The sequence below is a fragment of the Herbaspirillum sp. CF444 genome, assembly GCF_000282135.1.
GTDB lineage: Bacteria > Pseudomonadota > Gammaproteobacteria > Burkholderiales > Burkholderiaceae_D > Herbaspirillum.
The window spans coordinates 1-26,422 of sequence record NZ_AKJW01000006.1 but is presented as its reverse complement, the minus strand read 5'-3'; the positions used below and the strand labels follow the sequence as shown (position 1 = coordinate 26,422).

Below are 26,422 nucleotides of genomic sequence, written 5' to 3'. Positions count from 1 at the left end.
ATTTGTCCGCAATTTGCCCGCATTTGGCGTCGCCGACAACATACCGGGTGCAAGGTAAGTTTTCCACCCCGCGACATCGGCTCAACGTCGCGCTCATGCACTTTTTTGTCCTTCTTCATGCGATTTAGTGAGTACCAATAATGTCATCGCCGATTAAATCCTCTTTCTCATCCCCGTTCCCCGCCATCCGTATGCGCCGCATGCGCAAGGACGCGTTTTCCCGCGCCATGATGCAGGAAAACGTCATCACCCCTGCTGATCTGATTTATCCGGTATTCATCCAGGAAGGCCATAACCTGCGCACGCCGGTCGGCTCGCTGCCCGGTGTTGAACGCCTGTCCATCGATCAGCTGCTGCAGGTCGCCGAAGACACCGTCGCACTCGGCATCCCGGTGCTGGCGCTGTTCCCGGTCATCGATCCGTCGCTGAAAACACCGGACGGCATCGAAGCCACCAATCCGGACGGCCTGGTGCCGCGCGCCGTCGCCGCGCTGAAGCAACGCTTCCCCGAACTCGGCATCCTCACCGACGTCGCGCTCGACCCGTACACCAGCCACGGCCAGGACGGCGTGATGGATGACAACGGCTACGTCCTCAATGACGAAACCACCGCCCTGCTGGTCAAACAGGCACTCACGCAGGCGCAAGCCGGCGTCGACATCGTCGCGCCGTCGGACATGATGGACGGCCGCATCGGCGCCGTGCGCAACGCGCTGGAAGCGGACAAGTTCATCCATACCCGCATCATGGCCTACTCGGCCAAATACGCCTCGGCCTTCTACGGCCCGTTCCGCGATGCGGTCGGCTCGGCCGCCAACCTCGGCAAGGGCAGCAAGAGCACTTATCAGATGGATCCCGCCAATAGCGACGAAGCGTTGCGCGAAGTCGCGCTCGATCTGGAAGAAGGTGCCGACATGGTCATGGTCAAACCCGGCATGCCTTATCTGGATATCGTGCGCCGCGTGAAAGACGAATTCAAGGTGCCAACCTTCGCCTATCAGGTCAGCGGCGAATACGCCATGATCAAGGCCGCCGTGCAAAACGGCTGGCTCGATCACGACAAGGCCATGATGGAAGCCATGATGGCCTTCAAACGCGCCGGCGCCGACGGCGTGCTGACGTACTTCGCCCGCGATATCGCGCGCTACTTGAAGAAGTAACCCGCCGCCATCTCGACCGGGGCGGCATGCCGTCCCGGGCTGCAGCACATCCCCTCCGCACATAAAAAAAGCGCACCCCGACGTGAGTCGAGATGCGCTGAAATGCATCGGCTTGCGCCGACTTCTGCTCAGAAGCCTTACCTACTTCATTCTGTTGCTGCGCTTACTTCCACAAGGAGCACTTCGACTCCGCCTTGGTCATGTAAGCCTGCTCGCCGGGAATCGTCTGCACCAGCTTGTAGTAATCCCAGGGGCGCTTGGATTCGGACGGCTTTTTCACTTCCATCAGGTACATGTCGTGCACCATGCGGCCATCGGGACGCACCACGCCGTTGGAGGTGTAGAAGTCGTTGATCTTGTTCTTGCGCAGGTAGTCCATGATCTTGTCGGCGTCGGTGCTGCCAACCGCCTTGACCGCTTTCAAGTATTGACCGACAGCCGACGCATCGCCGGCCTGGAACATCGTCGGCATTTTCTTCATCTTGCCGAAGTAACGATTGCCCCATGCGCGCGACTGGTCGTTGAGGTCCCAGTACCAGCCGTCGGTCAGGTACATGCCCTGCGTCACCTGCAAGCCCAGCGAGTGCGTGTCGGTGATGAAGATCAGCAAACCCGCCAGCTTCATCGTCTTGTTCACGCCGAATTCATTGGCCGCCTTGATGGCGTTGATCACGTCGCCGCCTGCCACCGCCAGGCCCAGGATCTGCGCCTTGGAGGCTTGCGCCTGCAGCAGGAAGGACGAGAAGTCGGACGTTGCCAACGGTGCGCGCACCTGGCCCACGACGCTGCCGCCACCGGCCTTGACCACATCGCTGGTGTCTTTTTCCAGCGATGTGCCGAACGCATAGTCGGCCGTCACGAAGTACCACGACTTGCCGCCCTGCCTGGTGATGGCGGCGCCCGTGCCGCGCGCCAGCGCCGTGGTGTCGTAGGCGTACTGGATGGTGTAGGCGTTGCATTCTTCATTGGTCTGGCGCGTGGTGCCGGCGCCGACCGAGATGAAGACCTTTTTCTTTTCGCCCGCGACTTTGCCCATGGCCAGGCTGGCTGCGGAATTGACGCCGCCGATCAGCATGTCGACGCCGTCGCGGTCGAACCATTCACGCGCCTTGTTGGCGGCGATGTCGGCCTTGTTCTGGTGGTCGGCAAAAACGAATTCGACCTTCTTGCCATTGATGGTGCCGCCGGCATCGGCAATCGCCATCTTGATCGCTTCGATGCCGCCCTGGCCGTCCATGTCGGCATAGGTGCCGGACAGGTCGGTGATGAAGCCGATCTTGATGGTGTCGCCGGCCGCGTTGGCCGCTGTGATGCTACCTGCGAATGCTGCGTACATTGCAGCGGACATCGCCGCCAGTTTCAGAAATTTCTTCAAACCCGTCTCCTCTATTGTTATGGTCCCGCTGCGGCGCGCAGCATTATCAATGCTTGCAGAACGACTGCGCGCCGGTTCCCTCTCTCCCTTAAGGCATCACGCTGTACGCGGATCCTTCACGACGGCCTTGGTTTGCTCGCCGTCGACCAGACGCATCAGGCCGAGCGGGTTGGCGTTTTGCAACGCCGCCGGCAGCAGTTCATCCGGATAATTCTGATAGCAGATCGGACGCAGGAAGCGATCGATCGCCAAGGTGCCGACCGAAGTGCCGCGCGCATCGGAAGTGGCCGGATACGGACCGCCATGCACCATCGCATCACTGACTTCGACGCCGGTCGGAAAGCCGTTGACCAGCAGACGGCCGGCCTTGTGTTCCAGCAGCGCGATCAGGTCCTGATAGGCGCGCAGGTCTTCCGGTTGCGCCTGCAAAGTCGCGGTCAGCTGGCCGTGCATGTTGCGGGCGAAGTCGATCAGTTGCTCGCGGCTTTCCAGCTCGACGATGACTGTCGCAGGGCCGAAGACTTCTTCTTCCAGCGGCGCATCCTTGGCGAACAGCACCGAAGCTTCCGCCTTGAACAGATGCGGCACAGCCTGCGTGTTCTGTGCCTCGCTGCTGCCGCCGGCGGCAACGACGACCACGCCGGGGACTTTGCTCAGGCGTTCCACGCCGCCGCCGTAGGTCTTGAGACCGGCGCTGTTGAGCATGGTCTGAGGCGTTTGTGCAGCCATTGCTTCGCGCAGTTGCCCGATGAACCTGGTCAACTCCGGCGAGCGCACGCCCAGCACCAGGCCCGGGCTGGTGCACAGCTGGCCGACGCCGACCACGACCGAGGCGATCAGGTCGCGCGCAATCGCTTCGCCGCGTGTCGCCAATGCCTGCGGCAACAGGATGATCGGGTTGATGCTCGACATTTCGGCGAACACCGGAATCGGTTGCGGACGCGCTGCCGCCATGTCGCACAGAGCGCGACCGCCGCGCAGCGAACCGGTGAAACCGACCGCCTGGATGCCGGCGCTCTTGACCAGTTGCGCGCCGACGCGATCGCCGTAAATCATGTTGAAGGTGCCGGCAGGCACGCCGCTGCGCTTGACGGCGCGCTCGATGGCGTCAGCCACCAGTTCGGACGTGACCAGATGGCCGCTGTGCGCCTTGAAGACAACCGGGCAACCGGCCGCCAATGCTGCTGCGGTATCGCCGCCGGCCACCGAAAACGCCAACGGAAAATTGCTGGCGCCGAACACGCCTACCGGACCGACGCCGATGCGGTATTGACGCAGATCGGGACGCGGCAGCGGCTGACGTTGCGGCAGTGCCGTATCGATGCGCGCACCGTAGAAATCGCCGCGACGCAAAACCTTGGCGAACAGGCGCATCTGGTTGCTGGTGCGGCTGCGCTCGCCTTGCAGACGACCGGCAGGCAATGCGGTTTCGCGCGATACTTCGGCGATGAAGTCGTCGCCGAGTGCATCGATTTCTTCTGCAATCGCGTCGAGGAATGTTGCGCGCGCTTCGGCCGACAGGGCACGATACGCCGGATACGCTGCGCTGGCGGCATCAACCGCGGCGCTGACTTCCGCTTCGGTCGCGGTCAGGAATGGAACGGCATGCGCTTCGCCGGTCGCCGCTGCGATGCTGAGCAATTTGACGTCGCCCTTGCCGCTGCGTGCGCCGCCGATGTAGTTGTGTCCGAGTATGGTCATTTGTCTCTCCGTTTACATCGATTGTGTGAGCAGGCGCGCGTAGTCGTCTTCCGACGCGACACGCGGATTGGTCTTGTGGCTGTGGTCAGCCAGTGCGCCCTTGATGATCTTGGGGAACATGTCTTCGGTGACGCCGAGTTCGGCCAGGCCGGTCGGCAGACCAAGACGCCTGCTCATGTCCTTGATCGCCGGGCCGATGTCGGCTTCACTCGACAGCCCCATGGCGTGCGCGATGCGCGCCAGTTTCTTTTCCTTGATGACCGATTCCGAATCCTTGTTGAATTCGATGATGGCCGGCAGGAAGATCGCGTTCAGGGTGCCGTGGTGCAGGCGCGGATTGATGCCGCCCAGCGAGTGACTCAGGCTGTGGACGCAGCCGAGGCCCTTCTGGAACGCCATCGCGCCTTGCATCGATGCACTCATCATGTTCAGGCGCGCTTCGCGGTCGTGCGGTTCCTTGGTGGCGCGTTCGATGTGCGCCCAGGCGCGCCACAGGCCATCCAGCGCAATGCCGTCTGCCGGTGGATTGAAGGACGGCGCCATGAAGGTTTCCAGGCAGTGCGCAATTGCGTCCATGCCGGTGGCGGCGGTCATCATCGCCGGCAGGTTCAGCGTCAGTTCAGGATCGCAGATCGCCAGGCGCGGCACCAGGTAGGGCGATAACACGCCGACCTTGCGGCCATCGTCGAGAATCAGGATGGCGCCGCGGCCGACTTCGCTGCCGGTGCCGGCGGTCGTCGGGATGGCGATGACGGGCGCCGTCTTGGCGGTAATGTTGGCGAGGCCGCCTTCGATCAGGGCGAAGGATTTCAGCGTGCCTTCGTGCGTGCCGCACACGGCCACGCCCTTGGCGAGGTCGATCGAGGAACCGCCGCCGACGGCGATGATGCCGTCACAGGCGCCGTCGCGGAACATCTTGACCGCTGCGCGCACGGCGGTTTCATTCGGGTTCGGGGGAGTCTGGTCAAATATGACGCACTGTGCGCCGTCTTTCAACTGGGCGACGACCTTGTCGAGGATGCCGGCGTTGCGGATGCCCACGTCGGTGACGATCAGCGGCTTGCGGATACCGATGCGGTCGCATTCCTGCTGCAGCAGCGCGAGCGCGCCATAGTCGAACTGAACCTGGGTAATGTAGTTAATCAGCGCCATTACATAGCCTTAAAGTTATAGATATACTTGCAATGCCATTCGGATCCGGCCGTCTCCAAATGTCGTTGTGTGCGGCGTTTTCCCTGCACAAATCAAGCTTTAGAGGCGAAACTGTATGCCAATCATGGCGCTTTGCCTAATGAGAGCTACTGATACAGCTATAACTCGAACTCATATACAATAATGCAAGACATCCCCTCGCTCAGCTCCATCACGTCCCGCCTGCATCTCAAGCAATTACGGCTGCTGACCGCGCTGGCCGATCACGGCTCGCTGCTCAAGGCGGCGGAGCAGGTTGCACTGACGCAACCCGGTGCCAGCAAGGCTTTACAAGAGATTGAGACAACTCTCGGCGCGCAACTGTTCGTGCGCACCAACCGAGGATTGGAAGCAACCGATCTCGGCCACTGCGTGATCCGCTATGCGCGCCTGATCCAAACCGACCTGGCGCACCTGCGCGAAGACATGATCGGCATCCTGCAAGGCCATGGCGGACGGCTGGCGCTGGGCGTGATCATGGGTGCGGTGCCGCTGCTGACCGACGCGCTGACGCGGCTGCTGGAAAAGCGCCCCGCCCTGTCGGTGGAAATCGTCGAAGACACCAGTGCGCGGCTGCTGCGCATGCTGGACCAGGGACGGCTGGACATGGCGATCTGCCGCACCAGCATCAGTCAGCAGCCGCACCTGTACGACAGCATCAACATCCACAACGAAAAGCTGGCGGTGGTGGCCAACATCCATCATCCGCTGGCGCAGCAACAAACATTGCAGCTGGCCGACCTGGCCGGTCAAAGCGATGTGCGCTGGATCGTGTACTCCGCCAACATGCCCATGCGCCTGCTGCTGGAGCGCGAATTCCACGAAACCAACCTGCGTTTTCCGCTGCATCTGCTGGAAACGACCTCGGCGTTCACGACCTTGTCGTTGTTGCAAAGGAACCCGTCCTTTGTCGCGCTGATGTCGGTCGACGTGGCGCAGTTCTGCACGCGCTTCGGCATGACCACCATCCTGCCGCTGGCGCTGCAGTCGCGCAGCGAGCCTTACCAGCTGGTGACGCGTCACGGCAGCATGCGCTCGTCGGTGGCGCAGTTGTTCATCGATGAATTTGCCGAGGTGCCGCCGGAGACGGCATAAAAAAAGCGCTCCGTTACGGGAGCGCTTTTTGGTGATGCAGCAGTTAATGGTCGCGATGCCTGCTTATTTGTTCGGCTGCGGCGTAATGCGCAGGTAAGGACGTGGCGAGGTGTAACCCTTCGGATATTTTTGCTTGATGACTTCTTCGTCCTTGACCGACAACGGGATGATGACGTCGTCGCCGTCTTTCCAGTTGCCCGGCGTGGCGACGGTGTAGCCGTCCGTCAGTTGCAGCGCATCCAGCACGCGCAGTACTTCGTCGAAATTGCGGCCGGTGCTCATCGGGTAAGTGATGATCAGGCGCACCTTCTTCTTCGGATCGATGATGAACAGCGAACGGACCGTCGCGGTTTCCGACTGGTTCGGGTGGATCATGTCGTACAGACCGGCGACTTTCTTGTCGACGTCGGCGACGATGGGAAAACCGACCACGGTCTTTTGCGTGTCTTCGATGTCCTTGATCCATTGATTGTGCGCTTCGGCGCCGTCCACCGACAAGGCGATGGCCTTGACGTTGCGCTTGTCGAATTCAGGCTTGAGCTTGGCGGTCAGGCCCAACTCGGTGGTGCAGACCGGCGTGAAGTCGGCCGGATGCGAAAACAGGACCACCCAGGAGTCCCCCGCCCACTCGTGGAACTTGATTTTGCCGATGGAGGAATCTTGCTCGAAATCCGGCGCGGTATCGCCCAAACGTAATGTCATCTCAGTCTCCTTGTAACGGAATAGTCGGGGAGTGCGCTTCGTTTCGGCAACCATGCAACTTGGCAGATCGTGGAACGCACCCTGAAACAGGATGTTAACTATAGCGTCTATGTCGACCGCGTTCCAACAACTATTAATGCCTAACCTAATAACCTTGAGCTATGACGCGAACCGTTCGGTGCAGGATGCCTTCTGGATAACGGAAAATAGTTGCCGGATGTTTACCTGACGGCTTGCAGGCTTTGCAAGAACTGGTCGGCGCTCTGGTAACCGATCACGCGCTTGCCCGCCAGTTCCCGTCCCTGGCGATCGAACAGGATGATGCCCGGCGGCCCGAATAGCTGGAAGCGCTTGAGCATGGCTTTGTCGTCGGCGTTGTTGGCGGTGACGTCGATCTGCAGCAAGACCATGTTCGAGAACTGCTCGCGCACGCGCGCGTCGGTGAAGGTGAATTTTTCCATCTCCTTGCAGGAGACGCACCAGTCCGCATAGAAGTCGAGCAGCGCCGGCTTGCCGCCGGTCTGCGCCAGCGCGGCATCAAGTTCGGCAATCGAGCGCACGCGCACAAAATCGGTGTGCGCAGCCTGAGCGCCACTGCCACTTCCACCATGCAGATGCGACAAAGGCGCCAATGCATCGCGCCCGCCGCTGGCAACACTGACCAGTTGCAGCAATCCCAAGGCAGCGAACACCAGGCCGAAGGCACGCGAGGTCCAGCGTACCGGCTGACTCCACAACAGATACGCGCCGTAAGCGATGCCGAGCGCAGCCCACCCGGCGACGAACAACCACGCAGGAATGACCGGCGACACCATCCACAATGCCGTCGCCAGCATCAGCACGCCGAAGAAGCGCTTGACCGACTCCATCCAGCCGCCCGCGCGCGGCAGCAAAGCACCGGCGGATGCACCGATGATCAGCAGCGGCACACCCATGCCGATCGCCATCGCCAACAAGGCGCTGCCGCCCAGCACCACGTCGCGTGTCTGGCTGATGTAGAGCAGCGCGCCGGCCAACGGCGCTGCGACACAGGGACCGACGATCAATGCCGAGATGGCGCCCATGATGAAGACGCCGACCAGTTTGCCGCCGCCCTGCTGTTCCGATGCCTGCGTCAATTTGGACTGCAACGCCGACGGCACCTGCAATTGATAGAAATCGAACATCGACAGCGACAAGCCGACCATCAGCAAGGCGAACAGACCCAGCACCCAGGGATTTTGCAAGGCTGCCGACAAGCCTTCGCCGATCATGCCGGCAGCAATACCCAGAGCGGTATAGATCAGCGCCATGCCGAGTACATACGTGACCGACAGCAGCAAGCCGCGTCCGCGACTGGACTGCGCACCTTCACCGACGATGATGGACGACAGGATGGGCACCATGGGCAATACGCACGGCGTAAACGACAGGCCGATGCCGAGCAGGAAGAACAACGACAGCACCGCCAGCAGCTTGCCGCTCTTGAGGACTGTACCGATCTTGTCCATGTCGGAGACATCTGCTCCGTTGGCGCTGTTGTTTGCAGCGTCGGCAGTCCCGGCTTTCACAACCTGGCCGATGGCGTCCGGCGACATGGCCGCTATCGTGTCCATCGGCGGATAGCACAAGCCTTTGTCGGCACAACCCTGCCCGCTTGCGATCAACTTGAATGGACCGGCAGCTTCAACCGGTATGCGGATACTGACGCTGTTATGGTAGGTCTCAACTTCTTTCTGGAAGTTGTCGTCGTACTTGACCTTGCCGTGCGGGAAATCAGGCTCGCCGAGCGTCGCGCCTTCCGCCTTGAAATGGAAACGGTCGCGGTACATGTAATAGCCGTCGGCGATCGCATAGTCGACTTCCAGCGTCCTGGCGTCGAGCATTTTGGCGGAGAACCTGAACGCGGCTTCGGGCGACAAATAATCCGCTGCGCGCGCCGCCGTCGACGCCAGCATCAAGGCTATGGGCGCTGCCATCAGCAGCGTCGCCATGCAATTCTTCCAGGTCTTCTCCATGGCGCCATATCGGGTATGTACGGCGGCCAGCAAACGCTTAAACATTCAACTCTTTCCTTGTTTCTGCAACGATCCAGTTCAGATAGGCCGGCAGACCGGCGGCGATCGGAATGGCGATGATTTCAGGCACGTCATACGGATGCGCCGCCTTGATCGCCGCCTCCAGTTCGGCGTAGCGCGCCTGCGTGGTCTTGATCATCAGCGTCACCTCGCTGGCATGCTCGATGGCCCCCTGCCATTGATATACCGACTGTACCGCAGGCATGATATTGACGCAGGCGGCCAGTCGTTGTTCCACCAGCGTGCGCGCTATTGTGCCTGCCAGTTCGGCATCGGGGACGTTGCTCAACACGAGCAGGGCTTGTTCCATGGCATCTCTCCGAATGGTATTGTCGGCATCCGCATCAAAACCGGCGGCGCGTGAAAATCATCGCCGCGTAAAAACCGCCGCAGCAATATGCCGCCAGTATCGCCAGATCGAGCAACGGCGACTGCGGCCAGCCGCCGAGCACCAGCGGGCGCACCAGATTGACGGCCGCGCTCAATGGCAGGAACTGCGACACCAGCTGCAGCCACGACGGCAGCTGCGCAACCGGATAATACACGCCCGACAGGAAAACCATCGGCGTCAAGATCAGCGTGAAGTAATAGGTGAAGAAGTCGTAGCCGCGCGCCAGCGCATTCATGATCAGTCCAAGCGCGGCGAAGGTCATGCCTGCGAAGAACAGCAGCGGCAGCACCAGCAGCACTTGCGGATGCAGACCAATGCCGAGCGCGAACATCACGCAGAGGATGGCGACGCCGCTGAAGAGGGACTTGGTGGCGCTCCACAGCAGCTCGGCCAGCACGATGTCGTCCAGCGCCAGCGGTGCGTTCATCAGCGCATCCCAGGTGCGCTGCACGCTCATGCGCGAATAGGCCGAATACAGGGCTTCGAACGACGACGCCATCATGACCGACATGCAGATCGAGCCCGAGGCGAGGTAGTGGATGTAGGGAATGCCATCGACTTCCTTGAGCATGCTGCCCAGGCCGTAGCCGAAGGCGATCAGGGTGATCAGCGGATCGGCGATGTTGCCGAGCACGCTGGCGACCATCAGCTTTTTCCAGACCAGGAAGTTGCGCCGCCAGATCGGATAGAAGCGCAACGAGAATGCCGGAAGGGCGTAGATGCTTGTCATGTCTGGTCCTTTGTTCTCAGTCGCGCCTCAGTCGCGCATTTCGCGGCCGGTCAGCTTGAGGAAGAGATCTTCCAGGTTGGCCGGGCGATGCAGGTAGCGCACGCCTTGCACGTGCTGCAGCGTCGCCAGCAGCGATTGCGCGTCATTGGTGTAGCAGAACGCCGTTTCGCCGCTATGCTCGATGCGGGCGGCGTGATCGCGGCCGTGCTGCTCCGCCCAGTTCCTGGCGTTTTCGCCGTAGACCTCCAGGACTTCGGCTTCGATGTGCTGAGCAATCAGTTGCTGCGGCGATCCCTCGGCAATCATCCTGCCGTGGTCGATGACGGCCAGGCGGTCGCACAAGCGCTCCGCCTCGTCCATGAAATGCGTGGTCAGCAGGATGGTTTTGCCGCGGGCCAGCAGGCTCTTGAGACGTTCCCAGATCATGTGGCGCGCCTGCGGATCGAGGCCGGTGGTCGGTTCGTCCATGAAGATCAGGTCGGGGTCGTTGACCAGCGCCCGCGCCAAGGTCAGCCGGCGTTTCATGCCGCCGGACAGCTCGCCGATGCGCGCATCTTTCTTGGCCGTCAGATTGGCGAACTCCAGCAGATCCGGAATCCGCTGCGCCATGAGCGCGTCCGCTATGCCAAAGTAACGGCCGAAGACTTGCAGGTTTTCCTGCACGGTAAAATCGGGATCGAGATTATCCGCCTGCGGCACCACGCCGACGCGCATGCGCGCCGCTCTTGCCTGATCCGGAATGGGCCGGCCGTTAAGGCGGATCTCGCCGCTGTCGGGCACCGACAAGCCGAGACAAAGCCGCAAGGTAGTGGTTTTGCCGGCGCCGTTGGGACCGAGCAGTCCATAGCATTCGCCGGGCCGCAATGCAAAGGACAGGTCGTTGATGATGGGCGTGCGCTCGGCGCCGGAACCAAAGGCCTTGTGCAGTTTGCTGACCGAAAGTATGGATGTCTCTGTCACGTTGTCCCCGGTGCTGCGATGTTATTGCGGTCTGCTGTCGGCGCTTGTCGTTGTGATGGCGGCGTCTGCAGCAGATGATTATTTCTACGCCGCGTTGCGCGTGCGGAGATGATACCGGAGTTACGGGCTGAGCCGAACTGCCGGCGAGAACCGTCGTTGATTGCCATTGCCACGATCGCGGGGCGACATCCCGAGAACCCGAGCGGTCACACTCCGCCGTTCGACCACGCACACTCCTAATCGTTTCAAGAAGACCTGCTGCTTGCGCGAAGTTATCCGTATTCTGTTTTTTGTTTGAGCCAAAAATGCAAAAAGCCAGGCAGAGCCTGGCTTTTCTTCATCGTGCTTATCGCGCTTGATGCGATGTCTGCATGCGGCGCAGATTACTCAACGCTTGGCGCTTCTTCGGAGACGTCCGGACGATCGACCAGTTCAACGAAAGCCATCGGCGCATTGTCGCCGACGCGGAAACCCATTTTCAGGATACGCAGGTAACCGCCGTTACGTGCTGCGTAACGTGGGCCCAGTTCGGAGAACAGCTTGCCGACGATTTCACGGTCGCGCAGGCGGGAAAATGCCAGACGCTTGTTGGCCAGTGTATCGGTCTTGCCCAGAGTCAGGATAGGCTCGACGACGCGGCGCAGTTCCTTGGCTTTTGGCAAGGTTGTCTTGATGGCTTCGTGACGCAGCAGGGATACTGTCATGTTGCGCAGCATTGCCAGGCGGTGCGAGGAAGTACGATTCAGTTTACGGAGACCGTGACGGTGACGCATGATATTTCCTTTCAGATTACAGTTTTAATCCAGTTCTTCTATCGGCAGTGTCTAGTTGCCGCGGACCGGTATCGATTGGGTTATTGCCTGTTGCCAGGACTTCTTGCTTCTACTGCGGTGCTGCTTGATTCTTTGCTCTGCATGACGAGCGGTTGAAACAACCGCTCGTCATCATTGCTTAATTACTTTTCCAGGCCGGCTGGCGGCCAGTTTTCCAGCTTCATGCCCAGGGTCAGACCGCGGGATGCCAGAACTTCCTTGATTTCGTTCAGGGACTTGCGGCCCAGGTTCGGCGTCTTCAGCAGTTCATTCTCGCTACGTTGGATCAGATCGCCAATGTAGTAGATGTTTTCGGCCTTCAGGCAGTTTGCCGAACGGACAGTCAGTTCCAGGTCGTCGACCGGACGCAGCAGGATAGGATCGACTTGCGGTGCACGCGATGGAGCTTCGGCAGTCGCTTCGGTGCCTTCCAGCGCAGCGAACACGTTCAGTTGATCAACCAGGACGCGGGCCGATTGACGGATCGCTTCTTCCGGGGTGATCACACCGTTGGTTTCGATGTTGATGACCAGCTTGTCCAGGTCGGTACGTTGTTCCACACGAGCGGACTCAACAGCGTAGGAAACGCGGCGGACCGGCGAGAACGATGCGTCCAGGATGATGCGACCGATGGTCTTGTTGGCATCTTCGGACAGACGGCGAACGTTGCCCGGCACGTAGCCACGGCCCTTTTCGACCTTGATCTGCATGTCCAGCTTGCCACCTGCGGTCAGGTTGGCGATCACGTGATCAGGATTGATCAGCTCGACATCGTGCGGCAGATCGATATCCGATGCCAGCACAACGCCTTCGCCTTCTTTCTTCAAAGTCAGTGTGACTTCGTCGCGGTTGTGCAGCTTGAAGACTACGCCCTTCAGGTTCAGCAAGATGTCAACGACGTCTTCCTGCACGCCGTCGAGGGACGAATATTCATGTACGACGCCGGCGATGGTGACTTCGGTCGGGGCGTAACCGATCATCGACGACAGCAGAACGCGGCGCAGCGCGTTGCCCAGGGTGTGGCCATAGCCACGTTCGAACGGCTCCATCACGACCTTTGCGTGACCGGCGCCGAGCGCTTCAACTTCGATGATACGTGGCTTCAACAAACTATTTTGCATGAAATGTCCTTTTCAATACCCTCGGTTCGTTACACCGATAAGGCTGATGGCATGTCGGAAAAATGCCCACCTAGAGGTGGGCACGGGGAAAACTCAGGATACGGATTAACGCGAATACAATTCGACGATCAGCGATTCGTTGACGTCGTTGGCGATTTCGTTACGGTCCGGGGAGGTCTTGTAAATACCTTCGAGCTTCTTGGCATCGACGGAAACCCACGATGGGAAACCGGATTGCTCGGCCAGCGACAGGGCTTCAGCGATACGCACTTGCTTCTTGGCTTTTTCGCGAACGGCAACGACGTCGCCAGCCTTGACCTGGTACGAAGCGATGTTCACGACGATACCGTTGACAGTCAGCGCCTTGTGGGACACCAGCTGACGCGCTTCAGCGCGGGTCGAGCCGAAGCCCATGCGATAAACGACGTTGTCCAGACGGGCTTCCAGCAACTTCAGCAGTGTTTCGCCGGTGTTGCCCTTGCGACGGTCCGCTTCAGCGAAGTAGCGGCGGAATTGGCGCTCGAGTACGCCGTAGATACGCTTGACCTTTTGCTTTTCGCGCAATTGGTTGCCGTAATCCGAAGTACGAGCACCGGAAGTGCGACCGTGTTGACCTGGCTTGGAATCCAGTTTGCACTTGGAATCCAGCGAGCGACGTGCGCTCTTCAGGAACAGGTCGGTGCCTTCGCGGCGGGAAAGTTTTGCTTTTGGTCCGATATAACGTGCCACGGTATTTCCTTTATTAAATGACGTCCCAAGACCATCGCTGGCCTGAACGCTAGTTTGATCTGCGTGCTATCAAACAGTGGGCTTAAGAACAAAACCCGCCAAGGTCATTGGCGGGTGATTTCCGACGCTTCCGCAGATTCTGCGAAAGCGCAAGATTATACTACAAATTAGATACGACGACGCTTTGGTGGGCGGCAGCCGTTGTGCGGGACCGGAGTCACGTCCTGGATCTGGGTGATCTTGATGCCCAGATTGTTCAGTGCGCGGACGGCCGATTCACGACCTGGGCCTGGGCCCTTGATGCGCACTTCCAGATTCTTGATACCGCATTCGATTGCAACCTTGCCGGCGGCTTCAGCAGCGACCTGAGCAGCAAACGGAGTCGATTTACGCGAACCCTTGAAACCGGCACCACCCGAAGTCGCCCAAGACAAAGCATTACCTTGGCGATCAGTGATCGTGATGATGGTATTGTTGAAGGAAGCGTGAACGTGAGCGATACCTTCTGCAACGTTCTTCTTAACTTTCTTGCGCACACGTGCTGCTGCGGCGTTATTTGGGGCTTTTGCCATAATTATTTCCTTGATTCCGATAATCGACTAGCGGGTACCGGGATTATTTCTTCAACGATTGAGCAGCCTTGCGCGGACCCTTGCGAGTACGTGCATTGGTGCGGGTACGTTGGCCACGGCAAGGCAAGCCCTTACGGTGACGCATACCACGGTAGCAGCCCAGATCCATCAAACGCTTGATGTTCATGGACAGTTCGCGACGCAGGTCACCTTCGACGACGAATTTTGCAATTTCGTCACGAAGCTTTTCCAGCTCGTTATCGTCCAGATCCTTGACCTTTTTGTTGGTCGGAACACCCGTAGCGACGCAGATTTCTTCTGCGCGTGGGCGGCCAACACCGTAGATGGCTGTCAGGCCGATAACAGTGTGCTGATGGTTGGGGATATTCACCCCTGCAATACGTGCCATGCGTTATTCCTCGATCAATAACGTTAAATTAACCTTGGCGCTGTTTATGACGCGGTTCTGTGCAGATCACACGAACTACGCCTTTGCGCTTGATGATTTTGCAGTTGCGGCAGATCCGCTTGACTGATGCGAGCACTTTCATTGTGGCCCTCTTTCTTTCAATACTAGGTTCGTTTCACACTACTTGGTACGGAACACGATACGTGCCCGGCTCAAATCATAAGGAGTCAGTTCCACTGTCACCTTATCTCCAGGGAGGATGCGAATATAGTTCATCCGCATTTTCCCGGAAATATGGCCGAGTACAACATGTCCGTTTTCCAACTTAACTCTGAATGTCGCATTAGGCAGATTCTCCAGAATCTCGCCTTGCATCTGAATAACGTCGTCTTTTGCCATTCCGTCGTCTGTTCCTTTGGACGCTACCCTTCACCTATCGTGAAGTCATGCCGCCCTTGAAATTTGCCTTACGAAGCAACGATTCATACTGCTGTGACATTACATAATTCTGAACCTGCGCCATGAAATCCATGGTGACGACCACAATAATCAGAAGAGAAGTTCCACCGAAGTAGAAAGGCACCTTCCAACGTGCGATCAGGAATTCCGGCAACAAGCAAACCAGTGTGATGTACACCGCACCAGCCAACGTCAAGCGCATCAAGATCTTGTCGATGTAGCGTGCTGTTTGATCACCAGGACGAATACCGGGAACAAACGCGCCGCTCTTTTTCAGGTTATCTGCAGTTTCTTTGCTGTTGAATACCAACGCAGTATAGAAAAAACAGAAGAAAACAATTGCGATCGCATACAGCAGCGCATGAATCGGTTCGCCTGGCGCCATCGATGCTGCCAAATCCTTCAGGAAACGAATGAAAGGATTCGATGTATCGCCGGAAGTGAACCAGCTCGTGATCGTCGCCGGGAACAAGATGATCGACGAAGCAAAAATGGGAGGAATCACACCAGCCATATTCAGCTTCAACGGCAAATGACTGCTTTGACCGCCGTAAATCTTGTTGCCAACCTGGCGTTTCGCATAGTTCACCAGAATCTTGCGCTGGCCGCGTTCAATGAACACCACCAGGAACGTCACCAAGGCGACGATCAGGCAGATCAGAATTGCCGACAATGCGTTCATCGAGCCCGTACGGACCAGCTCAAACAAACCACCCAATGCGTTCGGCAAACCAGCTGCGATACCGGCGAAAATAATGATGGAAATACCATTACCCAAGCCACGCTCTGTAATTTGCTCGCCCAGCCACATCAGGAACATCGTACCGGTCACCAGCGTCACGACCGTTGTCAGGCGGAACGCCAGACCCGGATCCAACACAAGACCAGCTTGCGATTCCAATGCGACGGCAATACCCAGCGCCTGGAACGTTGCCAGCACCAGGGTGCCGTAGCGGGTGTACTGGGTGATCTTGCGACGCCCGGCTTCACCTTCTTTTTTCAACGCTTCCAGTTGCGGCGATACCACCGACAGCAACTGCATGATGATCGACGCCGAGATATACGGCATGATCCCAAGAGCGAAAATTGTGAAACGCGACAGAGCACCACCGGAGAACATGTTGAACATGCCCAGAATGCCGCCCTGATTTTGTTTGAACAATTGCGCCAACTGCGTCGGGTCAATTCCTGGCACAGGAATGTGAGCACCGATGCGATATACAACTAATGCCGCCAGCAAAAACCACAAACGGCCCCAAGGGAAACCTTTTGCAGCGCCTTTAGCAAGTTGGGGTGTAGTCGCCAATTAATGCTCCGCGTCAACTGTCAGATTAAGCTACCGAACCACCGGCAGCTTCAATAGCTGCTTTAGCGCCCTTGGTAGCAATCAGACCTTTGACTGTTACTTTCTTGGTCAGCTCGCCCGACAAAATGATGCGGACAACCTTGGCCAGCTCAGGAACGATACCGGCTTGCTTCAGTGCCAGGATATCGACTTCGCCAACTGGCAAGCTTTCCAGGTCGGACAAACGAACTTCAGCCTTGTACGGCGTTGCCAGCGACTTGAAACCGCGCTTTGGCAGACGACGTTGCAGAGGCATCTGACCGCCTTCGAAGCCGACTTTATGGAAACCGCCCGAACGCGATTTTTGACCCTTGTGACCACGGCCGGCTGTCTTGCCCAGGCCAGAACCGATACCACGACCGACGCGACGCTTGTAGTGCTTGGCGCCTTCTGCGGGTTGGATTGTGTTTAATTCCATGATTTGCTCCGTTCGCAAGCCCAAGGCTTACGAAACCACTTTCACAAGATAGGACACTTTGTTGATCATGCCGCGAACCGATGGAGTGTCTTGCAATTCGGAGACCGAATTCACGCGACGCAGTCCCAGACCGCGCACTGTTGCACGGTGGTCTTGGCGAGTACCGATCAAACCCTTGACCAGTTGTACTTTGATTGTGTTTGCCATCTGTTTCACCTTAGCCCAGGATGTCTTCAACAGACTTGCCGCGCTTGGCTGCAATTTCTGCTGGAGTGTTCATTTTGGCCAAACCGTCGAGTGTTGCACGGACCATGTTGTAAGGATTGGTGGAACCATTCGACTTAGCAACGACGTTGGTCACGCCCATCACTTCGAAAATTGCGCGCATTGGACCACCGGCGATCACGCCAGTACCGTCTTTGGCCGGCGACATCAGAACAGACGATGCGCCATGCTTGCCGGTGACTGTGTGTTGCAGAGTACCGTTCTTCAAGGTGACCTTGATCATCTTGCGACGGGCTTCTTCCATTGCCTTCTGCACTGCAACTGGCACTTCCTTCGACTTGCCCTTGCCCATGCCGATGCGGCCATCGCCGTCACCAACAACTGCCAGCGCTGCGAAACCCATGATACGACCACCCTTCACCACCTTGGTGACACGGTTGACCGCGATCATTTTTTCGCGCATGCCGTCATCTGGCTTGTCGCTTTGCGTTTTGGATTGCATTTTTGCCATGATGATTTTCCTTAGAACTTCAGGCCGGCTTCACGCGCAGCTTCAGCCAGCGCTTTGACGCGACCGTGATAACGGAAACCGGAGCGGTCAAACGCTACTTCGGTGACTCCAGCTTTCAGTGCCTTCTCGGCGACGCGCTTGCCTACCAGTGTCGCGGCAGCAGCGTTGCCGCCCTTGCCGGTTTGGCCAGCCAACTGTTGGCGCACTTCTGCTTCCAACGTCGATGCCGAAGCCAGGACGTTTGCGTCGGGGCCGATGATGCTCGCGTAGATGTGCGTGTTGGTACGATGCACGGCCAGGCGATTGACCTTTAATTCTGCGATCTTGGCACGGGTTTGAGTCGCGCGGCGCAGACGTGATTGTTTCTTGTCCATCGTCAACCCCTATTACTTCTTCTTGGTTTCTTTGAGTACAACCACTTCATCCGAATAACGAACGCCCTTGCCCTTGTAAGGCTCTGGCTGACGATATGCACGGATTTCAGCGGCGACCTGGCCAACTACTTGGCGGTCGATACCCTTGATTAAGATCTCGGTTTGAGTCGGGGTTTCACACTTGATGCCTTGTGGCATCTGGTGAACGACTGGGTGCGAAAAGCCCAGCGACAGATTCAACTTGTCGCCTTGTGCTTGAGCGCGGAAACCCACACCAACCAAGTTCAGCTTCTTTTCGAAACCCTTAGTGACACCGTTGACCATGTTATTGACCAACGCACGCAGGGTACCGGACATCGCATTTGCTTCACGGCTGTCATTTGCAGCCTCGAAGTTCAGCGTGCCATTGTTGTTTGCAACCTTCACCAGGCCAGTCAATGGCTGGGAAAGCGAGCCCAACGGGCCTTTTACTGTGATCTGCGCTGCAGTAATGGTCGCTTCCGCGCCACTCGGCAGTGCAATCGGCATTTTACCAACACGAGACATATTGCACTCCTTAGGCCACGTAGCAAATCACTTCGCCACCGACACCGGTAGCGCGCGCTTTGCGATCTGTCATGACGCCACGTGGAGTGGAAACGATTGCCACACCCAGGCCGTTCATCACGTTAGGAATCTCGTCCTTGCCTTTGTAAATACGCAGGCCGGGACGGGACACGCGCTCGAGGCGCTCGATAACTGGACGACCGGCGTAGTACTTCAGGCCGATTTTCAGTTCTGCTTTGCCGCCGGCTTCAGCCACGGCGAAATCTTCGATATAGCCCTCGTCCTTGAGGACGTTTGCAATTGCGATTTTGACTTTCGACGACGGCATTGCTACGGTCGTCTTTTGCACAACTTGCGCATTGCGGATACGGGTCAGCATATCGGCGATAGGATCGCTCATACTCATTGCTTGTTCTCCTATTACCAGCTGGCTTTAGTCAAACCCGGGATTTCACCACGCATGGCGATTTCACGGACCTTAATACGACCCAAACCGAATTTACGGAATGTGCCACGTGGACGACCTGTCAGTGCGCAACGGTTACGTTGGCGGGTCGGAGCCGAGTTACGCGGCAGCGCTTGCAACTTCAGGCGCGCTTCGTAACGTTCTTCTTCCGACTTGGATTGGTCGTCGATGATAGCCTTCAACTCAGCGCGCTTGCCGGCGTATTTCTTCACCAGATCTGCACGCTTTTGTTCACGGTTAATCAGTGCCAGTTTTGCCATGGCAGCCTCAGTTTCTGAACGGAAATTTAAATGCGGCGAGGAGCGCTTTCGCTTCGTCGTCGGTCTTCGCGGTTGTCGTGATGCTGATATTCAAGCCACGCAGCGCATCGATTTTGTCGTATTCAATTTCGGGGAAAATGATCTGCTCTTTCACACCGATATTGTAGTTGCCACGACCATCGAAAGCACGACCGGAGACACCACGGAAGTCACGCACGCGCGGCAGAGCCACGGTGATGAAACGATCCAGGAACTCGTACATCTGGGCGCCACGCAGGGTCACCATGCAACCAATCGGATAGCCTTCACGGATCTTGAAACCCGCGATCGCCTTACGCGCCTTGGTCACGACCGGCTTCTGACCAGCAATCTTGGTCAAATCGCCGACAGCGTGCTCGATGATTTTCTTATCCGCAACAGCTTCCGACAGACCCATGTTCAATGTGATCTTCAGAATGCGCGGAACTTCCATTACCGACTTATAAGCGTACTTAGCAGTCAAGTCGGCAACGACTTTTTCTTTATAGAACTCTTGGAGACGTGCCATGATCTATTAAACCTTAACAACTTCGCCGCTGGATTTGTAAGCACGGACTTTCTTGCCGTCCACGCTCTTGAAACCCACGCGATCTGCCTTGCCGGACGCCGCATTAAACAATGCGATGTTCGACACATGAATTGGCATCAGCTTATCGACGATGCCGCCAGTTGCACCAGTCATTGGATTAGGCTTAGTCGCTTTTTTAGCGACGTTGACGCCTTCAACAACAACGTAATCAGCGCTGACACGCTGAGTTACCACACCGCGCTTACCTTTGTCTTTGCCGGTCAGCACGATGACTTCATCGTTCTTACGAATCTTTCCCATGACCACTCCTTACAGAACTTCAGGCGCCAGAGAGACGATCTTCATGAAGCGCTCTGTACGCAGCTCACGAGTAACTGGCCCGAAAATACGGGTACCGATTGGTTCCAGCTTGGCATTCAGCAGAACGGCTGCATTGCCGTCGAACTTGACCAGGGAACCATCCTGACGACGCACGCCCTTGGCGGTACGAACGACGACAGCGTTGTAAATTTCACCTTTTTTGACGCGACCGCGTGGAGCTGCGCTCTTCACGGTAACTTTAATCACGTCGCCGATGCCTGCGTAACGGCGCTTGGAACCACCCAAGACTTTGATGCACAAAACTTCGCGCGCACCAGTGTTGTCGGCCACTTCGAGCCGGCTTTCAGTTTGAATCATGATATTTTCTTTCCCAACTTAATCCGCTCAAATCACACAATGTGAATCGCGGTCAGTCTTGGTCCTGTTAGCAAGCGAACTCGCTAGTTAGGGGACGATTAAGCTACGTAACTGCATCTTGCCTCTTACCCTTGCCAAACACCAAGAAGCAAAAGAAGAGCTGAGCATTATGGCACCATAATGCTCAGTCTGCAAGCCTTACTTATACAATCTGTGCCACTTGTACAACGCGTGTCACGCTCCAAGCTTTGGTCTTGGAGATAGGACGACCTTCCTGGATCTCGACTGTATCGCCAGTCTTCGCCTGGTTCGACTCATCATGAGCGTGGTACTTGTTGGTACGCACGATGATTTTGCCGTACAGCGGATGCTTGACGTGACGCTCGATCAGAACGGTAACAGTCTTATCCATCTTGTCGGACACAACCTTGCCAATCAGCGTGCGCTTGAGCGCTTGTTTCACTTGATCGTTCATTGTTGACCCTTCGAATTGATGACTGTTTTCACACGTGCGATATCGCGACGTACTTTCTTCAGTTGCGCGGTATTGTTCAGTTGCTGCGTAGCCACTTGCATGCGCAAGCTGAATTGAGCCTTCAACAGCTCATTCAGTTCTTTGGCCAGAGCCGCTTCGTCTTTACCACGGAGTTCAGATGCTTTCATATTCCGCTCCTATTATTGACCGACTTGACGAACAACAAAAGTCGTCGACAGTGGCAATTTGGCTGCTGCCAAGCGGAACGCTTCACGCGCCAGAGCTTCGTCAACACCATCCATCTCGTACAGCATCTTACCTGGCTGAATTTCAGCCACGTAGTACTCTGGATTACCCTTACCGTTACCCATACGCACTTCAGCAGGCTTTTGGGAAATCGGCTTGTCCGGGAAAACGCGAATCCAGATACGACCGCCACGTTTGATGTGACGGGTCATAGCGCGACGAGCGGCTTCGATCTGACGTGCCGTGATACGACCACGACCAACTGCTTTCAGACCGAACTCACCAAACGATACGGCTGTACCACGCGAGTGCGAGATACCCGTATTGCGACCTTTTTGTTCTTTACGATATTTTCTACGTGCTGGTTGCAGCATGATTATTCTCCTGCTTTCTCAGCCGACACACCGGCATCGGCAGCTTGACGTGGAGCACGCTTGGCACCCGCACCTGCTGGAGCACCACCGGTCTTCGAACGAGGACGAGCACCTGGCTTGCCATCGTCACGACGTGGACCGCGACGCTTCTTGTCGTCTTCCGGCTCACCGACCAACACTGGTGCTTCGCCGTTAGCCAGACGATCGCCCTTGTAAACCCAAACCTTGATACCGATGATGCCGTAGGTGGTTTGTGCCTCGCCGAAACCGTAGTCGATATCAGCGCGCAGGGTGTGCAGAGGCACGCGGCCTTCGCGATACCATTCCTTACGCGCAATTTCGATGCCGTTCAGACGACCGGACGACATGATCTTGATGCCCTGAGCGCCCAGACGCATTGCGTTCTGCATCGCACGCTTCATGGCGCGGCGGAACATAATACGCTTTTCGAGCTGTTGAGCGATCGAGTCGGCGATCAGCTGAGCATCGGCTTCCGGCTTGCGGATTTCTTCGATGTTGACGTGCACCGGCACGCCCATCAATTTACCCAGCGCTGCCTTCAGCACTTCGATGTCTTCACCCTTCTTACCGATCACAACGCCTGGACGGGAGCTGTAAATGGTGATGCGGGCATTCTTCGCCGGACGCTCGATAACGACGCGACCAACCGAAGCGTTCTTCAGTTTTGTCTTCAGGTAAGCACGAACCTTCAGATCTTCGTTGAGCATGTCGGCAAAATTGTTATTGCCTGCATACCAGCGCGATCCCCAGTTACGTGTAACCGCCAGACGGAAACCGGTTGGATGAATCTTCTGTCCCATCGTGACTCCTTAGTTTCCGACAGTCACGTAAATGTGACAGGATTGCTTGGAAATACGATCACCACGGCCTTTTGCACGCGCTGTGAAGCGCTTGAGGACCGTACCTTTTTCCACATAAATGGTCTTGACCTTGAGCTCGTCAATGTCGGCGCCATCATTGTGTTCGGCGTTCGCGATTGCGGACTCCAGAACCTTCTTGATGATGACCGCACCCTTTTTAGGGCTGAAGGCCAAGATATTCAGTGCTTGATCAACTTTTTTGCCGCGGATCAGGTCTGCGACCAGACGGCCCTTCTGAGCCGACAGGTGCACACCACGCAGGGTAGCTTTAGTTTCCATCATAGGACCTTATTTCTTAGCCTTCTTATCGGCGGCGTGACCCTTGAACGTACGGGTCAGCGCGAATTCGCCGAGCTTATGACCAACCATGTTTTCGGACACATAAACCGGCACGTGTTGCTTGCCGTTGTGCACCGCGATCGTCAAACCGATGAAATCCGGCATGATTGTCGAACGACGGGACCATGTCTTGATTGGCTTCTTGTCTTTGGTCGCTTGAGCTGCCTCAACCTTTTTAACCAGGTGGGCGTCGCAGAATGGACCTTTTTTCAATGAACGTGTCATGTTTTATCCTTATTTCTTGCCGCGGCGCGAGACAATCATTGAAGTCGTACGCTTGTTGCTGCGTGTCTTCTTGCCCTTGGTCTGTTGACCCCACGGCGAAACCGGATGACGACCTGCTGCAGTCTTACCTTCACCACCACCGTGCGGGTGATCGACCGGATTCATGACCACACCACGCACTGTCGGGCGAACACCGCGCCAACGCATTGCACCAGCCTTACCAATCTTGCGCAGATTGTGCTCGCCGTTGCCGACTTCACCGATCGTTGCACGGCATTCGATGTGAATGCGGCGCACTTCGCCGGAGCGCAGACGAACCTGAGCGTAAGTACCTTCGCGTGCCATCAGCACAACGCCGGCGCCTGCTGTACGAGCGATCTGGGCACCCTTGCCCGGCAACATTTCCACGCAGTGGATTGTTGTACCGACAGGAATATTGCGGATCGGCAGAGCGTTACCAGCCTTGATCGGCGCTTCGGAACCACTGACCAGTTGATCGCCGACAGCAATGCCCTTAGGAGCGATGATGTACTTGCGTTCGCCGTCTGCGTAGCACAGCAGAGCGATGTGCGCAGTACGGTTCGGGTCGTATTCGATACGCTCGACCTTGGCAACGATACCGTCCTTGTTGCGACGGAAGTCGACAACGCGGTAGTGTTGCTTGTGGCCGCCACCGATATGACGGGTGGTGATGTGACCGTTGTTGTTACGACCAGCAGTCTTGGACTTCTTTTCGATCAGGGCGGCAAACGGACGGCCCTTGTACAGGTCGCTGTTGACGACCTTGACCATACCGCGCCGACCGGGCGAGGTTGGCTTAACTTTTACGAGTGCCATTATTTAGCCTCCTCGGTGAAGTTGATTTCTTGACCGGGCTTCAGGCTGACAAATGCGCGACGTGTGTGGTTGCGACGACCAACCGAACGGCCGGAACGTTTTTGCTTACCTTGACGATTCGCGACCTGAACAGACTCCACTTGAACCTTGAACAGCAGTTCGACCGCAGCCTTGACTTCCAGCTTGGTCGCATCTTGCGTTACCAGAAAAACGACTTGCTCGTTCTTCTCGGCGACGAAAGTTGCCTTTTCAGAGATCACCGGCGCCAGCAGCACTTTCATCAAGCGCTCTTCGCTATGTTTAATTGCGTTCATGCCAGCAACTCCTCAATCTTAGCCAGTGCTTGCTTGGTGATCAGCACTTTCTTGTAGAACACCAGGGAGACTGGATCAGCTTGACGCGGCTCGACAACCAGCACGTTCGCCAGGTTGCGCGACGCGAGCAACAGGTTTTCGTCCAGCGTGTCAGTAATGACCAGAACGGAGTCCAGACCCATGACCTTCAGCTTTTCGGACAGCAGCTTGGTCTTCGGTGCTTCGACCGAGAAATTCTCGACGATCGACAGACGACCTTCGCGAGCCAACTGGGACAGAATCGAGCAGACACCTGCGCGATACATCTTCTTGTTGACTTTGTGCGAGAAGTTTTCGTCAGGCGAGTTCGGGAAAATACGACCACCGCCACGCCACAGTGGCGAAGACGACATACCGGCACGAGCGCGGCCAGTACCCTTTTGGCGCCACGGCTTCTTGGTTGTGTGATGCACTTCTTCACGATCTTTTTGCTTGCGGTTACCGCTGCGAGCATTGGCTTGATAAGCCACGACGACCTGGTGAATCAGTGCTTCGTTGTAATCACGACCAAAAATGGTGTCAGGAGCAGCGACGTTCGATGCGGCTTGACCTTGATCATTCAGGAGCTTGAGTTCCATGAATTAGGCTCCCTTCTTGACTTTAACTTTAACTGCCGGGGAAACGACCACTTGGCCATTTTTCGCGCCTGGAACAGCACCCTTGACCATCAGCAATTGACGCTCAGCGTCGATGCGTGCGATTTCGAGGTTTTGTACTGTGCAGGTAACGTCACCCAGGTGACCGGTCATGCGCTTGCCAGGGAAAACACGACCTGGATCCTGCGCCATACCGATGGAACCTGGAACATTGTGCGAACGGGAGTTACCGTGCGATGCGCGACCGGATGCAAAGTTGTAACGCTTGATCGTACCAGCATAGCCCTTACCGATGGACACGCCTTGCACGTCCACTTTCTGACCAGCTTCGAACAAGCTTGCAGCGACGACGTCGCCAGCTTTCAACTCGGCAGCCTTGGCTGCATCAATGCGGAATTCTTTCAGAACGGTCCCGGCTTCAACGCCAGCTTTGGCGTAGTGACCGGCAGCAGCTTTAGTCACACGCGAGGCGCGACGCTGACCGAATGCGACCTGAACAGCGGAATAACCATCCACTTCAGGCGTTTTGATTTGGGTCACGCGATTGTTCGACACATCCAACACGGTCACAGGAATAGAATCCCCGTCTTCCGTGAAGATACGCATCATACCAACCTTGCGACCAACAAGGCCTAGGCTCATTGTTTTTCTCCATTCCCGCCTGCGATTGGGCGGGGCTGATGTTTGTACAACTAAAATATGTGGAGTCACGAATCCCGCGACTCCACCGAAGCCGATCAGTATAACCGGGTAAATTTTTATTTGCAATACCCGACAGTGTCGTGGTATGTCAAAGTTTTATCCGACCATACTTTTTACAACACTTGCTGCAAATGCTTATTGCAGCTTGATTTCTACATCAACGCCAGCCGGCAGATCCAGCTTCATCAATGCATCGACAGTCTTGTCGGTCGGATCGACGATATCCATCAGGCGTTGGTGCGTGCGGATTTCGAATTGATCGCGCGAAGTCTTGTTGACGTGCGGGGAACGCAGAACGTCGAAACGCTGAATGCGTGTCGGCAGCGGAACCGGACCCTTGACGACGGCGCCGGTGCGCTTTGCCGTATCGACGATTTCCAGTGCGGATTGGTCGATCAGACGATAGTCGAATGCCTTCAGGCGGATACGAATTTTTTGGCTAGGAACTGACATGATTTTCCTTTAAAGAACGAACCGCGGATGACAGCCATCCGCGGCAATGATAAATAGTTATTACTTATTACGCGTCAGGCAGGATC

39 protein-coding genes are annotated in these 26,422 nt (G+C 56.9%); 2 read left to right on the top strand and 37 right to left on the bottom strand.

Going from position 1 to position 26,422, the window contains the following annotated elements; genetic code table 11:
* Window positions 1-140: 140 nt before the first annotated feature.
* Window positions 141-1,160, top strand: coding sequence for a porphobilinogen synthase (gene hemB / locus PMI16_RS00570; protein WP_007875362.1), 1,020 nt, complete (start codon window positions 141-143; stop codon window positions 1,158-1,160).
* A gap of 163 nt (window positions 1,161-1,323) precedes the next feature.
* On the opposite strand, the gene PMI16_RS00565 is transcribed toward hemB, so the two are convergent.
* The 3 genes from PMI16_RS00565 to PMI16_RS00555 all read right to left on the bottom strand — a co-directional run bounded on the left by PMI16_RS00565 (window position 1,324) and on the right by PMI16_RS00555 (window position 5,388).
* Complete coding sequence (locus PMI16_RS00565) at window positions 1,324-2,508, bottom strand: ABC transporter substrate-binding protein (RefSeq protein ID WP_034378682.1); 1,185 nt, start codon at window positions 2,506-2,508, stop codon at window positions 1,324-1,326.
* A gap of 123 nt (window positions 2,509-2,631) precedes the next feature.
* Complete coding sequence (locus PMI16_RS00560; protein WP_007875360.1) at window positions 2,632-4,236, bottom strand: aldehyde dehydrogenase (NADP(+)); 1,605 nt, start codon at window positions 4,234-4,236, stop codon at window positions 2,632-2,634.
* Between the two features lie 12 nt (window positions 4,237-4,248).
* Window positions 4,249-5,388, bottom strand: a complete 1,140-nt coding sequence (locus tag PMI16_RS00555; RefSeq protein WP_007875359.1) for an iron-containing alcohol dehydrogenase — start codon at window positions 5,386-5,388, stop codon at window positions 4,249-4,251.
* A 183-nt stretch (window positions 5,389-5,571) separates the two neighbouring features.
* Here PMI16_RS00555 and PMI16_RS00550 point away from each other — a divergent pair, with 183 nt between their 5' ends.
* Complete coding sequence (locus tag PMI16_RS00550) at window positions 5,572-6,522, top strand: LysR family transcriptional regulator (protein ID WP_007875358.1); 951 nt, start codon at window positions 5,572-5,574, stop codon at window positions 6,520-6,522.
* Window positions 6,523-6,585: 63 nt separating this feature from the next.
* Here the strand turns inward: PMI16_RS00550 and PMI16_RS00545 are convergent, their stop codons facing one another.
* From PMI16_RS00545 to rpsJ, 34 genes are all read right to left on the bottom strand, one after another.
* Window positions 6,586-7,224 carry a peroxiredoxin gene (locus tag PMI16_RS00545; protein WP_007875357.1) on the bottom strand — a complete coding sequence of 213 codons (639 nt, stop codon included), beginning with the start codon at window positions 7,222-7,224 and terminating at the stop codon, window positions 6,586-6,588.
* 221 nt (window positions 7,225-7,445) lie between these two features.
* Entirely contained in the window at window positions 7,446-9,221 is a 1,776-nt protein-coding gene (dsbD, locus tag PMI16_RS00540) for a protein-disulfide reductase DsbD (protein WP_034378680.1), read from the bottom strand.
* A gap of 37 nt (window positions 9,222-9,258) precedes the next feature.
* Complete coding sequence (gene cutA / locus PMI16_RS00535) at window positions 9,259-9,591, bottom strand: divalent-cation tolerance protein CutA (protein WP_007875355.1); 333 nt, start codon at window positions 9,589-9,591, stop codon at window positions 9,259-9,261.
* A gap of 34 nt (window positions 9,592-9,625) precedes the next feature.
* Window positions 9,626-10,402, bottom strand: coding sequence for an ABC transporter permease (locus tag PMI16_RS00530; protein ID WP_007875354.1), 777 nt, complete (start codon window positions 10,400-10,402; stop codon window positions 9,626-9,628).
* Window positions 10,403-10,429: 27 nt separating this feature from the next.
* Entirely contained in the window at window positions 10,430-11,362 is a 933-nt protein-coding gene (locus tag PMI16_RS00525; RefSeq protein WP_007875353.1) for an ATP-binding cassette domain-containing protein, read from the bottom strand.
* A 383-nt stretch (window positions 11,363-11,745) separates the two neighbouring features.
* Window positions 11,746-12,135, bottom strand: a complete 390-nt coding sequence (gene rplQ / locus PMI16_RS00520) for a 50S ribosomal protein L17 (RefSeq protein ID WP_007875352.1) — start codon at window positions 12,133-12,135, stop codon at window positions 11,746-11,748.
* A 182-nt stretch (window positions 12,136-12,317) separates the two neighbouring features.
* Complete coding sequence (locus PMI16_RS00515; protein WP_007875351.1) at window positions 12,318-13,295, bottom strand: DNA-directed RNA polymerase subunit alpha; 978 nt, start codon at window positions 13,293-13,295, stop codon at window positions 12,318-12,320.
* A 105-nt stretch (window positions 13,296-13,400) separates the two neighbouring features.
* Window positions 13,401-14,024, bottom strand: a complete 624-nt coding sequence (gene rpsD / locus PMI16_RS00510) for a 30S ribosomal protein S4 (RefSeq protein ID WP_007875350.1) — start codon at window positions 14,022-14,024, stop codon at window positions 13,401-13,403.
* A gap of 167 nt (window positions 14,025-14,191) precedes the next feature.
* Entirely contained in the window at window positions 14,192-14,596 is a 405-nt protein-coding gene (gene rpsK, locus PMI16_RS00505; RefSeq protein WP_007875349.1) for a 30S ribosomal protein S11, read from the bottom strand.
* Window positions 14,597-14,639: 43 nt separating this feature from the next.
* Window positions 14,640-15,005, bottom strand: a complete 366-nt coding sequence (gene rpsM, locus PMI16_RS00500; protein WP_007875348.1) for a 30S ribosomal protein S13 — start codon at window positions 15,003-15,005, stop codon at window positions 14,640-14,642.
* A 28-nt stretch (window positions 15,006-15,033) separates the two neighbouring features.
* On the bottom strand, window positions 15,034-15,147 hold the full coding sequence (gene rpmJ, locus PMI16_RS25115; protein ID WP_014004415.1) for a 50S ribosomal protein L36: 114 nt from the start codon (window positions 15,145-15,147) through the stop codon (window positions 15,034-15,036).
* 38 nt (window positions 15,148-15,185) lie between these two features.
* Window positions 15,186-15,404, bottom strand: a complete 219-nt coding sequence (gene infA, locus PMI16_RS00495) for a translation initiation factor IF-1 (protein ID WP_005663428.1) — start codon at window positions 15,402-15,404, stop codon at window positions 15,186-15,188.
* A 34-nt stretch (window positions 15,405-15,438) separates the two neighbouring features.
* Window positions 15,439-16,770 (bottom strand): preprotein translocase subunit SecY, encoded by a 1,332-nt coding sequence (gene secY / locus PMI16_RS00490; RefSeq protein WP_007875347.1) that lies wholly within the window; start codon window positions 16,768-16,770, stop codon window positions 15,439-15,441.
* Window positions 16,771-16,795: 25 nt separating this feature from the next.
* A complete protein-coding gene (gene rplO, locus PMI16_RS00485; protein ID WP_007875346.1) occupies window positions 16,796-17,227 on the bottom strand; it encodes a 50S ribosomal protein L15 in 432 nt (143 codons plus the stop codon).
* A gap of 27 nt (window positions 17,228-17,254) precedes the next feature.
* The gene (gene rpmD / locus PMI16_RS00480) at window positions 17,255-17,434 is read right to left on the bottom strand and encodes a 50S ribosomal protein L30 (RefSeq protein WP_007875342.1); all 180 of its coding nucleotides are present in this window, start codon (window positions 17,432-17,434) and stop codon (window positions 17,255-17,257) included.
* A 10-nt stretch (window positions 17,435-17,444) separates the two neighbouring features.
* Window positions 17,445-17,963 (bottom strand): 30S ribosomal protein S5, encoded by a 519-nt coding sequence (gene rpsE, locus PMI16_RS00475; RefSeq protein WP_007875340.1) that lies wholly within the window; start codon window positions 17,961-17,963, stop codon window positions 17,445-17,447.
* Window positions 17,964-17,974: 11 nt separating this feature from the next.
* Window positions 17,975-18,337 carry a 50S ribosomal protein L18 gene (gene rplR, locus PMI16_RS00470; RefSeq protein WP_007875338.1) on the bottom strand — a complete coding sequence of 121 codons (363 nt, stop codon included), beginning with the start codon at window positions 18,335-18,337 and terminating at the stop codon, window positions 17,975-17,977.
* Between the two features lie 12 nt (window positions 18,338-18,349).
* On the bottom strand, window positions 18,350-18,883 hold the full coding sequence (gene rplF, locus PMI16_RS00465; protein WP_007875337.1) for a 50S ribosomal protein L6: 534 nt from the start codon (window positions 18,881-18,883) through the stop codon (window positions 18,350-18,352).
* A gap of 10 nt (window positions 18,884-18,893) precedes the next feature.
* Window positions 18,894-19,289, bottom strand: a complete 396-nt coding sequence (gene rpsH, locus PMI16_RS00460) for a 30S ribosomal protein S8 (RefSeq protein ID WP_007875335.1) — start codon at window positions 19,287-19,289, stop codon at window positions 18,894-18,896.
* A gap of 14 nt (window positions 19,290-19,303) precedes the next feature.
* Window positions 19,304-19,609 (bottom strand): 30S ribosomal protein S14, encoded by a 306-nt coding sequence (rpsN, locus tag PMI16_RS00455; protein ID WP_007875333.1) that lies wholly within the window; start codon window positions 19,607-19,609, stop codon window positions 19,304-19,306.
* A 7-nt stretch (window positions 19,610-19,616) separates the two neighbouring features.
* A complete protein-coding gene (gene rplE, locus PMI16_RS00450) occupies window positions 19,617-20,156 on the bottom strand; it encodes a 50S ribosomal protein L5 (RefSeq protein ID WP_007875323.1) in 540 nt (179 codons plus the stop codon).
* A 6-nt stretch (window positions 20,157-20,162) separates the two neighbouring features.
* Window positions 20,163-20,477 carry a 50S ribosomal protein L24 gene (rplX, locus tag PMI16_RS00445; protein WP_007875321.1) on the bottom strand — a complete coding sequence of 105 codons (315 nt, stop codon included), beginning with the start codon at window positions 20,475-20,477 and terminating at the stop codon, window positions 20,163-20,165.
* 9 nt (window positions 20,478-20,486) lie between these two features.
* Complete coding sequence (rplN, locus tag PMI16_RS00440; protein WP_006464924.1) at window positions 20,487-20,855, bottom strand: 50S ribosomal protein L14; 369 nt, start codon at window positions 20,853-20,855, stop codon at window positions 20,487-20,489.
* Between the two features lie 202 nt (window positions 20,856-21,057).
* Window positions 21,058-21,330: a 30S ribosomal protein S17 gene (gene rpsQ / locus PMI16_RS00435; RefSeq protein WP_007875319.1), complete on the bottom strand. Its 273-nt coding sequence runs from the start codon at window positions 21,328-21,330 to the stop codon at window positions 21,058-21,060.
* Window positions 21,327-21,518 carry a 50S ribosomal protein L29 gene (gene rpmC, locus PMI16_RS00430; RefSeq protein ID WP_007875317.1) on the bottom strand — a complete coding sequence of 64 codons (192 nt, stop codon included), beginning with the start codon at window positions 21,516-21,518 and terminating at the stop codon, window positions 21,327-21,329. Before rpmC ends, rpsQ begins: the two co-directional genes overlap by 4 nt.
* Before the next feature lie 12 nt (window positions 21,519-21,530).
* On the bottom strand, window positions 21,531-21,950 hold the full coding sequence (rplP, locus tag PMI16_RS00425; RefSeq protein ID WP_007875315.1) for a 50S ribosomal protein L16: 420 nt from the start codon (window positions 21,948-21,950) through the stop codon (window positions 21,531-21,533).
* A gap of 2 nt (window positions 21,951-21,952) precedes the next feature.
* Window positions 21,953-22,771, bottom strand: a complete 819-nt coding sequence (gene rpsC, locus PMI16_RS00420; protein ID WP_007875313.1) for a 30S ribosomal protein S3 — start codon at window positions 22,769-22,771, stop codon at window positions 21,953-21,955.
* Between the two features lie 9 nt (window positions 22,772-22,780).
* Window positions 22,781-23,113: a 50S ribosomal protein L22 gene (gene rplV, locus PMI16_RS00415; protein ID WP_183381547.1), complete on the bottom strand. Its 333-nt coding sequence runs from the start codon at window positions 23,111-23,113 to the stop codon at window positions 22,781-22,783.
* 6 nt (window positions 23,114-23,119) lie between these two features.
* Complete coding sequence (rpsS, locus tag PMI16_RS00410) at window positions 23,120-23,395, bottom strand: 30S ribosomal protein S19 (RefSeq protein ID WP_007875308.1); 276 nt, start codon at window positions 23,393-23,395, stop codon at window positions 23,120-23,122.
* 9 nt (window positions 23,396-23,404) lie between these two features.
* Window positions 23,405-24,232 (bottom strand): 50S ribosomal protein L2, encoded by an 828-nt coding sequence (gene rplB / locus PMI16_RS00405; protein WP_007875306.1) that lies wholly within the window; start codon window positions 24,230-24,232, stop codon window positions 23,405-23,407.
* On the bottom strand, window positions 24,232-24,546 hold the full coding sequence (gene rplW, locus PMI16_RS00400; protein WP_007875303.1) for a 50S ribosomal protein L23: 315 nt from the start codon (window positions 24,544-24,546) through the stop codon (window positions 24,232-24,234). The genes rplB and rplW overlap by 1 nt, the downstream gene beginning before the upstream one ends.
* Entirely contained in the window at window positions 24,543-25,163 is a 621-nt protein-coding gene (rplD, locus tag PMI16_RS00395; protein ID WP_007875301.1) for a 50S ribosomal protein L4, read from the bottom strand. Before rplD ends, rplW begins: the two co-directional genes overlap by 4 nt.
* 3 nt (window positions 25,164-25,166) lie before the next feature.
* On the bottom strand, window positions 25,167-25,823 hold the full coding sequence (rplC, locus tag PMI16_RS00390) for a 50S ribosomal protein L3 (protein ID WP_007875299.1): 657 nt from the start codon (window positions 25,821-25,823) through the stop codon (window positions 25,167-25,169).
* A 195-nt stretch (window positions 25,824-26,018) separates the two neighbouring features.
* Window positions 26,019-26,336, bottom strand: coding sequence for a 30S ribosomal protein S10 (gene rpsJ / locus PMI16_RS00385; RefSeq protein ID WP_006464935.1), 318 nt, complete (start codon window positions 26,334-26,336; stop codon window positions 26,019-26,021).
* Between the last annotated feature and the right edge of the window lie 86 nt (window positions 26,337-26,422).